The sequence below is a fragment of the Streptococcus tangpeifui genome (assembly GCF_011038795.1).
In the GTDB taxonomy this organism is placed as follows: domain Bacteria; phylum Bacillota; class Bacilli; order Lactobacillales; family Streptococcaceae; genus Streptococcus; species Streptococcus tangpeifui.
This window is the reverse complement of sequence record NZ_JAAKDU010000004.1, coordinates 180,010-189,654: the sequence shown is the minus strand read 5'-3', so window position 1 is coordinate 189,654 and position 9,645 is coordinate 180,010. Positions and strand designations below refer to the sequence as shown.

8 protein-coding genes, 5 tRNA genes and 1 rRNA gene are annotated in these 9,645 nt (G+C 39.8%); 12 read left to right on the top strand and 2 right to left on the bottom strand.

The window, feature by feature from the left end; translation table 11 throughout:
- The first annotated feature begins 10 nt into the window (after positions 1–10).
- The 6 genes from rrf to G7Y32_RS05565 all read left to right on the top strand — a co-directional run bounded on the left by rrf (position 11) and on the right by G7Y32_RS05565 (position 737).
- Positions 11–126, top strand: a 5S ribosomal RNA gene (rrf, locus tag G7Y32_RS05590).
- A 27-nt stretch (positions 127–153) separates the two neighbouring features.
- Positions 154–226, top strand: a tRNA-Val gene (locus tag G7Y32_RS05585).
- Between the two features lie 114 nt (positions 227–340).
- Positions 341–413 (top strand) — tRNA-Asp (locus G7Y32_RS05580).
- A gap of 75 nt (positions 414–488) precedes the next feature.
- Positions 489–561: transfer RNA gene (locus G7Y32_RS05575), tRNA-Lys, on the top strand.
- Between the two features lie 5 nt (positions 562–566).
- Positions 567–648 (top strand) — tRNA-Leu (locus tag G7Y32_RS05570).
- A 16-nt stretch (positions 649–664) separates the two neighbouring features.
- Positions 665–737: transfer RNA gene (locus tag G7Y32_RS05565), tRNA-Thr, on the top strand.
- Between the two features lie 97 nt (positions 738–834).
- On the opposite strand, the gene ntdP is transcribed toward G7Y32_RS05565, so the two are convergent.
- Together ntdP and recX are read right to left on the bottom strand one after the other, a co-directional pair.
- Positions 835–1,368 (bottom strand): nucleoside tri-diphosphate phosphatase, encoded by a 534-nt coding sequence (ntdP, locus tag G7Y32_RS05560; RefSeq protein ID WP_004226094.1) that lies wholly within the window; start codon positions 1,366–1,368, stop codon positions 835–837.
- A gap of 95 nt (positions 1,369–1,463) precedes the next feature.
- On the bottom strand, positions 1,464–2,240 hold the full coding sequence (gene recX, locus G7Y32_RS05555; protein WP_165211776.1) for a recombination regulator RecX: 777 nt from the start codon (positions 2,238–2,240) through the stop codon (positions 1,464–1,466).
- A gap of 132 nt (positions 2,241–2,372) precedes the next feature.
- Between recX and rlmD the strand changes: the two genes are divergently transcribed.
- The 6 genes from rlmD to G7Y32_RS05525 all read left to right on the top strand — a co-directional run bounded on the left by rlmD (position 2,373) and on the right by G7Y32_RS05525 (position 9,645).
- On the top strand, positions 2,373–3,725 hold the full coding sequence (rlmD, locus tag G7Y32_RS05550; protein WP_165211773.1) for a 23S rRNA (uracil(1939)-C(5))-methyltransferase RlmD: 1,353 nt from the start codon (positions 2,373–2,375) through the stop codon (positions 3,723–3,725).
- 172 nt (positions 3,726–3,897) lie between these two features.
- Complete coding sequence (locus G7Y32_RS05545; RefSeq protein WP_165211770.1) at positions 3,898–4,476, top strand: DUF6287 domain-containing protein; 579 nt, start codon at positions 3,898–3,900, stop codon at positions 4,474–4,476.
- Between the two features lie 631 nt (positions 4,477–5,107).
- On the top strand, positions 5,108–7,255 hold the full coding sequence (locus G7Y32_RS05540; RefSeq protein ID WP_165211767.1) for a GBS Bsp-like repeat-containing protein: 2,148 nt from the start codon (positions 5,108–5,110) through the stop codon (positions 7,253–7,255).
- Positions 7,256–7,420: 165 nt separating this feature from the next.
- Complete coding sequence (locus G7Y32_RS05535) at positions 7,421–8,062, top strand: hypothetical protein (protein WP_165211764.1); 642 nt, start codon at positions 7,421–7,423, stop codon at positions 8,060–8,062.
- 78 nt (positions 8,063–8,140) lie between these two features.
- Positions 8,141–9,076 carry a manganese-dependent inorganic pyrophosphatase gene (locus G7Y32_RS05530; protein ID WP_165211761.1) on the top strand — a complete coding sequence of 312 codons (936 nt, stop codon included), beginning with the start codon at positions 8,141–8,143 and terminating at the stop codon, positions 9,074–9,076.
- 59 nt (positions 9,077–9,135) lie between these two features.
- Complete coding sequence (locus tag G7Y32_RS05525) at positions 9,136–9,645, top strand: YiiX/YebB-like N1pC/P60 family cysteine hydrolase (RefSeq protein WP_165211758.1); 510 nt, start codon at positions 9,136–9,138, stop codon at positions 9,643–9,645.

Below are 9,645 nucleotides of genomic sequence, written 5' to 3'. Positions count from 1 at the left end.
CAATTCATAGTTAAGTGACGCTAGCCTAGGAGAGACACCTGTATCCATGCCGAACACAGCAGTTAAGCCCTAGCACGCCTGAAGTAATTGGGGGTTGCCCCCTGTGAGATAAGGGAGTCGCTTAGCGCATAGGAATCTAAGAAGGTTCCATTAGGGAGTTTAGCTCAGCTGGGAGAGCATCTGCCTTACAAGCAGAGGGTCAGCGGTTCGATCCCGTTAACTCCCATGATTAAGTAATGAGAACGTAAAGCAAGCGTAGGAAATGGGTAAGAAATCCTGATTTCTTAAGCCTTTTATCTAAATCACTAGCTTTTAAGTTCGAATACAATTGCTTAGAATAGGTCCCGTGGTGTAGCGGTTATCACGTCGCCCTGTCACGGCGAAGATCGCGGGTTCAATTCCCGTCGGGACCGTTGAAATAGTCTGGTGGACTATTTCAATCTGGAAAAAAGTAAGCGTAGTTTACAATAGTTTCTGGACAATAGTCAGACTCGTTAGCTCAGTTGGTAGAGCATTTGACTTTTAATCAAAGGGTCACTGGTTCGAGCCCAGTACGGGTCATAGATGCGGGTTTGGCGGAATTGGCAGACGCACCAGATTTAGGATCTGGCGCTTAACGGCGTGGGGGTTCAAGTCCCTTAACCCGCATAATAAGAAGCAATAGGCCGGCTTAGCTCAGTTGGTAGAGCATCTGATTTGTAATCAGAGGGTCGCGTGTTCAAGTCATGTAGCCGGCATTTGCGAACGTAGTTCAGTGGTAGCGAATATTATTCGTTACTTTTTTGTTTAGACCATTAAAAAGCACTCATAAATTTAATGAGTGCTTTTACAACTTTAACGATTCTTGAGTTCAAGATAACGCTTGTACCAGATATTGATATAAGATTCTGAGAAAGGCCCTTTTTTATTGTTAATCCACTCAACAAGAATTTTGACATTCTCTTTCAGAATATAATCAATATCTGCTGAATAATGCATTTCTTTTTTATGGCTTTCATATTCGTCAACATCTAAAAGCTTTTTTTCGTGATTCTCAAAGACTTTGACATCTAAGTCGTAATCAATATATTTGAGGGCTTCCTCATCCATAACATAGGGACTAGCTAAGTTACAATAATAGGAAACACCGCTATCACGAATCATTGCAATTATATTGAACCAAAATTTTTTATGAAAATAAACAATGGCTGGTTCTCGAGTCACCCAGCGTCTGCCATCACTTTCAGTAACAAGTGTATGGTCGTTTACACCAATAATTGCATTTTCAGTTATTTTTAGTACCATAGTGTCGCGCCATGTTCGGTGCAAACTACCATTATGCTTATAACTCTGAATTGTAATAAAGTCGCCTTCTTTGGGTAATTTCATGGCTAAAACCTTCTACAATTTAGTTTATCCGTTATAGTTTAACATAATTTGATGGAAAAAGCATTTGTTAAGAAAGAAAATGGTAGAACTATTGCTTATAGATAGTCAGCTAAAGCAGATGAAATGTCGGAAAAATCATAGCCCTTTCGAGCCAAAGCTTGGATTAAATGCTGTTTAAGTGCATAATCCTCATATCTCTTTTGATACTTTGGTAGAAGCCTATCCAGATCTCGATAGATAAGAGTAATGTCATCCTCTTTATTTTTATCAATAGCTAAATTTTCGAGCGCTTGATTAACTGTTTGATAGTCAAAACCTTTGCTAAGAAGATTTTGCTGAATTTTAGCCTTGATGGTTTTTGCTGGGTAACGACCTGCATACTTTTTATAAAGTTTTTGTCCAACCTTGACAACAGTATGGGAAAAGTCTTGTCCGTCTAGGCATTCTTCAATAATGGACTTTGCAATCCCTTTCTGGGAAAGCTTCTGGCTTAGAACGAAAGGTCCCTTATCACCATTTGTTAAATTTTGATTGATAAAAACCTCAGCGTAATGATAATCATCAATCCACTTATCTTTTTTTAAATCTGTTAGGACTTTTGGAATAATTTTTTCCTCAATATCATGCTTATTGAGATAATCTTTAACCTCTTTTTCTGTTCTTTGTTTGAAGGAAAGGAAGTAGAGAGCTAGATTCTTACCATAGGAAAACTGAGCAAAATTCCTAATTTCTTCCAATTCTTCCTCAGTGATAATTTTGTCCTTTGAGAGCATGAAATGGACAATAGTATCTTCGGTAATATAGAGCTTCTCTTCATCATCTAATTCAAGAAGGTAGAGTCGTTTTTTCTTTTCAATCTTAGTAATTTTCATAGGTTTATTATAGCAAAAATGGTAGAATATTAGGGTACGTAGCCAGCTTGACAATTTTAATGGAAGATTGCCGTTGAGAGTCACTCTTATTTATTCGCTTTTTATTTTTAAGTTAGAAAGGACTTTGCAAGAATGAATTTGCAGGTCAAACAAAGGATTCCCCTGAAAATCAAACGGATGGGGATCAACGGGGAGGGTATTGGTTTTTATAAAAAAACTTTGGTCTTTGTACCAGGAGCCTTAAAAGGAGAAGATATCTTTTGCCAAGTGACAGCTGTCAAGAGGAATTTTGTCCATGCTAAACTTTTGAAGATCAATAAAATATCTAAGGATCGAGTACAACCACGATGTCCCATATATGAGAAATGCGGGGGATGTCAGATTATGCACCTAGCATATAAGAAGCAGCTGGATTTTAAGAATGACATTATCAAACAGTCTTTGAAGAAATTCCAGCCTACTGGATATGAAAATTATGAAGTGCGGCCCACCAAGGGGATGGAAAATCCTTATCACTATCGGGCCAAACTCCAATTTCAAACACGTCATTTTTCTGGATCAGTTAAAGCAGGACTTTTTGCCAGTAATTCTCATCATCTGGTTTCGCTGCAAAACTGCCTGGTTCAAGATGAATTGACACAGAGGATTGTTAATAAGGCCACCGAACTGTTAGATAAGTATAAAATTCCAATTTACAATGAGCGAAAAATTGCTGGTATCCGGACAATCATGGTTCGTAAAGGGCAGGCGAGCTCCCAAGTTCAACTTATTTTTGTGACTAGTCGTGGCTTACAGTTGACTGCTCTAATTAAAGAACTGAGGCTGGCTTTCCCTGAAATTGTGACAATTGCTGTTAATTATAATAAATCAAAATCAAGTGAAATTTATGGCGATGAGACAGATATTCTCTGGGGAAAAGAGTCTATACAAGAAGAGGTGCTAGACTATAGTTTTTCTTTGTCGCCTAGGGCTTTTTATCAACTGAATCCTCAGCAAACTCATGTTCTTTACCAAGAAACGGTTAAAGCTTTAGACACCACTAAGGAGGATAACCTCATAGATGCCTATTGTGGTGTGGGGACAATTGGTTTTGCTTTTGCAGATAAGGTGAATTCTGTTCGAGGAATGGATATAATTCCTGATGCCATTGTGGATGCTAAAAAGAATGCGAAAGCGCTTGGCTTGACTAATACTCACTATGAAACTGGCAGGGCAGAAGATCTTATTCCCAAATGGTATAATGCGGGTTATCAAGCTAGTGCTTTAGTGGTCGATCCACCGAGAACGGGCTTAGATGACAAGCTTATCAAAACCATTCTTGAAGTAAAACCTGAAAAGATGGTTTATGTTTCTTGCAATGCTTCAACTCTGGCCCGTGATTTGGTGCCTTTGACAAAAGTTTATCAAGTGGACTATATCCAGTCAATCGATATGTTTCCTCATACCGCTCGAGTTGAAGCGGTTGTTAAGTTGAGAAAAAAATAGAAAATAACTTTTAAATACGAATAAAGATGAGAGTAGCTATGCAGTTACTCTTATTTTAAATTTACAAAATGATTACAAAAATTTCTTAGAAATTAAAAAAGTTACAATTGTATGTTGACGGTAAATTTAAACTAGGCTATAATAAAATTGAAAAGAGAAAGGAACAAAAATTATGAAAAAGCCTTACAAATTTGTAGCTGTGTTTATACTAGGTACTACTTTATTTTTAACGGGCTGTCACAAGAATAGTTCTCAAAATGAAACTCATTCAACTTCCATAAAGACTAGCCAAACAAGTAAAGCAAAACCTCAAAAAGGAAGTTCACAACATCAGTCTAGTTCCCAAGTTAGTAGTAATAATCACGATAATGGAGAAACTACTAATCCGTCAAGCTCTACAAGTCAAAGTTCAGCTAATAGTCAAGTTACTTCTCCTCGCCTTGATGTTACTGCTATTGCTAACGGAGACTTCTCCAGCCTCGTTGGTACTTGGCAAACTGCTAATGGTGATACATTAGTTTTTGATAATAATGGTTTGGTCTCAGATACTCAAGTTATCTCCTCACAAGGTGTTAGTGGAGAAAAGGCCCTATTTACGATTGCTCCAAAAGATTCAGAAGTAGGTAGTGCAGCCCTGTATGTCATTCCTGCAGGTGTGCCAACTGTTGGAGGTAAAACTTATCAACAAGATGCTTTGGTAGTAGGTCAAGGTGAATCTGCCGAAGATACTCCATATTATCGAGCAGGCTGATGAACTGCAAAGAGAGTGGAACAAAAATCACGATTTTGATTTTCCTCGTTCTCCCATTTTAAAACTCAGGTCTTTGCCACTTTTCTGTTTTTAGGTGACAGGCTTTGACAGTCTATCCCCAGACTGCCATAGTCCACTGGAGCATTTCAATCCCACCTCCGCACAATTGATCTTGGTTTTCTCTAACAGTCTCCCAGACTGTTTGACCTATCTCTTGCGTAGTAGTTAAACAGTTCTGTGAACTGTTTAAGAGGGCGTCTGAAAATGTAACTGCACCCTACCAAGATAAGGGCAGCCAACCAACAGTAGTTTATTGGTGCTAGAGTACCTAATGAACTGTGCAGGAGTAAGCCTTCTTAGCCTAGACAATAAGTCTTACTCCCAATCATTGCGTCAATTTGGTAAATTTAGAATAATGCTAACGAGTTTGGACTTTTTATACGTAATCTTCAGAGATTACAATCTTTGTGGGTGAGGGCTAAGCTATCATGGCTGTTTGTCCCAGACTCGTTAATTAGAAAAAAATAATATTACTAAAATATTTCATTATTACAGAAAAATATTGACGCTGCTTATCTATTTTTTTATAATGAAGGCGAAATAAAGTAATATGAATATAAGGAGAGTTATCATGAAAAAAGATTTATTATGGAGCGAAAAACAACGTTTTTCCATTCGTAAATATTCCTTTGGTGCAGCCTCAGTTTTCCTTGGAGCCAGTCTGGTATTAGGGGGGCAGGTTTTAGCTGACGAACAAACAGCTCCAACTAGTCAGCCACAGGATACCAGTACACAGACAACTACGGTCAAGGAAACTGGTACAGAAGCTGTCACACCAAAGACAGATGGTGCTGTGAGAGAAGCTGTTATAGATAAGGTTACCCAAGAAACTGCTGAAAAACCGATAGCAGTTAGCGATGCTGAAATTTCAACTGATGAAGTCGCTACAAGAGAGACTGATGTTGATAACCCTACAGTACCAACAAAAGTTGATGCTGCTACTCAAACTAATGATTATACAGCTCCTAGCGAAATAAATTCAGCAGACCAAGCGCAACAGGCAGGAACAGTAACTAATGCTTCACCTGTTATGACGATTCAAGAAGTCGGTAAAGACCTCCCAAGCTCAGGCTATTATACTTATCCTGAACGCACAGAGATCAAGAATAGTCCGTCAGCTTCGGCTCCTCTAGCCTTCTTTGCCAATGCCGGTGACCGTGTTTACTATGACCAAGTCCCCAATCAAGATGGCTATCAATGGCTGAGCTACAAATCCTATAGTGGTATCCGTCGTTATGCCAATATTGCCAAGTTAGTAGCTAAGGAAGTATCAGCCGATAAGCCAGATCCTCAAGCTGGTGAAAAGCCGGGAATTGACAGCGAAGAGACTACCCTTCCAGCTTTGGAGCGCTATAGCTTTGACAAAGAAGTTGAGGTCAAGAACGAGGCAAAGGCCGCTGCCAAGACAGAATTTACCTTTGGGGAGGGTGACTCCATCAGCTATGATAAGATTCTTAAGACGGATGGTTATAAGTGGATTTCCTATGTTTCTTACGGCGGTACTCGTCGTTACGTCATGCTGGATAAGTTACCGGCTCAAGCTAGCGAGCAAAAGACAGAATCCAAGCTAAGCGGTCAAATTAGTGTTGAAAACCAAACTGATAAGGGTTTTGATGTTCGGATTTCTAACATATCAGATAGCAATGGTATTCTGGCTGTTAAAGTCCCAATCTGGACAGACAAGGATGATCAAGATGACTTGATTTGGTACGATGCTGTTAAGCAAGGTGATGGCACCTATAAGGTGGCTGTGAGTATGTCCGAACATAAGAACGAAAGTGGCCTCTACAATATTCATCTCTATTATGTTGAAAATGATGGCGCTATGAAAGGCGTTGCAAGTCTGCAATATACCTTTTCTGAACCTGAAAAGCCTCAAGCAACTCGGACAGGGACCCTTTCCTTTAGTAATAAGGATAATGGTGACTTTGATGTTATCATCTCAGATGTGGTTGATAGCCAAGGCTTGAAAGCTGTTAAGCTTCCAGTTTGGACAGATAAGAACGATCAGGACGACCTCGTCTGGTACGATGCGGAGAGACAGGCCGATGGGACTTACAAGGCGGTTGTTAAATTAGCTGATCACAAAAATGAAACAGGCACCTACAATATCCACCTTTATTATCTAGAAAATGATGGTCAACTTGTAGGTGTTGCTGGAAGCCAACATCAGGCGGACGTTAAGAAAAGTGATAATCAGCCAAAGGCTGAAATTACTATTCAAAATCAAACTTCTGATGGATTTGACATTTTAGTCACTAATGTTAGTGGTAATCAAGTCTCAGCTGTTAAGGTACCGGTTTGGACAGATAAGGACGGCCAAGACGATATTGTTTGGTATGATGCTACTAAGCAAGTCAATGGTGATTATAAGGTCAGTGTTAAGGTTAGCGATCATAAGAACCAACATGGGGTTTATAATGTCCATCTCTACTATGTTGAAAATGATAACAAGTTGGTTGGCGTCGCTGGGACCCAAACAACAGTTCCTGAACCAGCAGTTAAACCGAACTATGAAACAACCTTCCCGTCATTGAAAAGCTATACTTTTGTCAAGCAAGTTGATGTTAGAAATGAACCTCGAATGGCTGCGGAGATAGCCTTCACCTTCCAAGCCGGCGAGGGTATCAACTATGATAAGATTATGCACAAGGATGGCCATGATTGGATTTCCTATGTCAGTTATGGCGGTCAACGGCGTTATATCGTCATTAATTGAGCTTCCTAACAAGCCTTTTATAGATGAAATTACCTCTGTTTGTTTAAACAGGGGTGATTTTTGGGTTAGGATAACGAAGAAAAATGGCTAAAGAGAGGCTTGATATAGCTACTTTGACAGTATTGTGAATTTGTGATATTATGAGTCGAGAAAGTAGAGTAAAGTATGTATCGCGTATTAAGTATTAATGATGAGGTCATAGTACTTGCTAATACGGACGGTCACGTCAAAAGGATTGATCGTTCGTCTTTTAGTTTTAACCCTAGGTTGGGAGATAGGGTGGATCTTTTTTATGACGATCATGATGAAGTCATTGCGACGAGGGCCAAGGTAGTTGAGAATGAATCGGGTTCTCGCGCAATTAGATCAGCACTCCTACAGGGCATCTTTGACCTATTTACAGAAGTTTTAACGATCCACAATGATCAGGTTGGTAATATCAAGAAAATCCTTTCTCAGCTCTTTATTGCCTTCTTCATGGTTTGGGCCTTGGTGGGCGTTGTTGTTGTTGAGTTGATTATCCTGATTGAGTCACTCCTAATTTGGGCTTATCAATTTATATTAATTGCTATTAAGTATTTGCATGATGTGATTGCTAAGAAGCTGGCTGATCGGGCTCGGCAACAGGCCAAGCAAGAAGTTGCTGCAACTTATGGCTACGACCAAGCCTATGACAATGGGATCGATCCAGAGGCTTATGCTGATTATGAAGATGAGTCTTACGTTGTAGACCTCGATTCTTTAGAGCTGTCTCCTGATGAAAGGGACCGTTATTTTTCAGATGAGGCTGACTATCCAGAGAAGTAGGAGTTTTCCTATTTCTCTTTCTTTATAAGCTAAAATTTGCTAAAATGATAGGGAAATAAACATTAATAGAGGTAAGATATGTCTAAATTTTTAGTTTTTGGTCACCAAAATCCTGATACTGATGCTATTGCATCGTCCTACGGATGGGCTTATTTGGAGCGTACAGCTTTTGGACGTGATGTTGATGCCGTCGCCCTTGGGACGCCAAATGAAGAAACCGCTTTCGTTCTGGACTATTTTGGTGTTGAAGCACTGCGTGTCGTTGAATCTGCTAAGGCAGAAGGGGTAGATAAAGTTATTTTAACGGACCACAATGAATTTCAGCAATCTATTTCAGATATTCGCGAAGTAGAAATCGCGGCTGTTATTGACCACCACCGTGTGGCCAACTTTGAAACGGCTAACCCGCTTTACATGCGTGTGGAACCAGTTGGATCAGCTTCTTCAATTGTTTATCGTGCTTTTAAGGAAAACAATGTTGAAGTGCCAAAAGAAGTAGCCGGTCTTCTCCTATCAGGTCTTATCTCTGATACCCTTTTGCTTAAATCACCAACTACTCACGAAACGGATCCCCAAGTGGCTAAGGAATTAGCTGAAATTGCTGGCGTCAACTTGGAAGAGTATGGCTTGGCTATGCTGAAAGCAGGGACTAACCTTTCAAGCAAGTCAGCTGAAGAATTGATTGATATTGATGCTAAGAGTTTTGAGCTCAATGGTAACAATGTGCGCGTGGCTCAGGTCAATACGGTTGATATTGATGAAGTTTTGGATCGTCAAGCTGAAATTGAAGAAGCTATCAGGGCCTCACAAGAAGCTAATGGCTACTCAGACTTTGTCTTGATGATTACAGATATTCTGAACTCCAATTCAGAAATTCTAGCACTTGGAGCTAACAGGGATAAGGTTGAAGCAGCCTTCAATTTCAAATTAGAAAACAATCATGCCTTCCTTGAAGGGGCTGTATCACGTAAGAAACAAGTGGTTCCGCAGTTGACGGAAAGTTTTAATGGATAAAAAGCGCACTCAAAAGCCAAGGGCAAAGGGCCCCTGGCTTTTATATATAGGAGAAGCTAATGAAGAAAGAGCAATTAAAAGAAGGAGACCTCCTGTTTACAGTAGGCGATTCAGAAATGGGACAGGCTATCACGACCGCCACAGGTGATTACAGTCATGTTGCTATCTATCTCGAAGGAAGTATTTATCACGCGACAGTAGACCAAGGGGTATCTAAACAGGACTTGACAAGCTTTTTAGAGGAAAATAAGATTGTAGATGTTTTTTGCTATCCAAAGATTAAACTTAAACAAGTTTTTGAAAAAGTTCATGCCTTGCTAGGAAATCCTTATAATATTAGCTTTTATCCTGACGGAACAGGTTTTTACTGCTCTCAGCTCATTGCACATCTTCTTCCGATTTTTGCAGAAATTCCAATGCAATTTGGAGATGGCCATCAAGAGGTGACAGATTTCTGGCAGGAATACTATGAGCAACTTGGTTTAGCTGTCCCTACAGGACGGCCTGGGACCAATCCTAGCCTTCTAGCCCAATCTCCTCAATTATGCTATCGGGGTCGATTAAAATAA

Bases quoted from the DNA above. Each gene is read 5' to 3' on its own strand.
- G7Y32_RS05545 (WP_165211770.1), top strand. From the start codon at position 3,898: ATGAAAAAGCCTTACAAATTTGTAGCTGTGTTTATACTAGGTACTACT.
- recX (WP_165211776.1), bottom strand. From the start codon at position 2,240: ATGAAAATTACTAAGATTGAAAAGAAAAAACGACTCTACCTTCTTGAA.
- rlmD (WP_165211773.1), top strand. From the start codon at position 2,373: ATGAATTTGCAGGTCAAACAAAGGATTCCCCTGAAAATCAAACGGATG.
- G7Y32_RS05530 (WP_165211761.1), top strand. From the start codon at position 8,141: ATGTCTAAATTTTTAGTTTTTGGTCACCAAAATCCTGATACTGATGCT.
- G7Y32_RS05525 (WP_165211758.1), top strand. From the start codon at position 9,136: ATGAAGAAAGAGCAATTAAAAGAAGGAGACCTCCTGTTTACAGTAGGC.
- ntdP (WP_004226094.1), bottom strand. From the start codon at position 1,368: ATGAAATTACCCAAAGAAGGCGACTTTATTACAATTCAGAGTTATAAG.
- G7Y32_RS05535 (WP_165211764.1), top strand. From the start codon at position 7,421: ATGTATCGCGTATTAAGTATTAATGATGAGGTCATAGTACTTGCTAAT.
- G7Y32_RS05540 (WP_165211767.1), top strand. From the start codon at position 5,108: ATGAAAAAAGATTTATTATGGAGCGAAAAACAACGTTTTTCCATTCGT.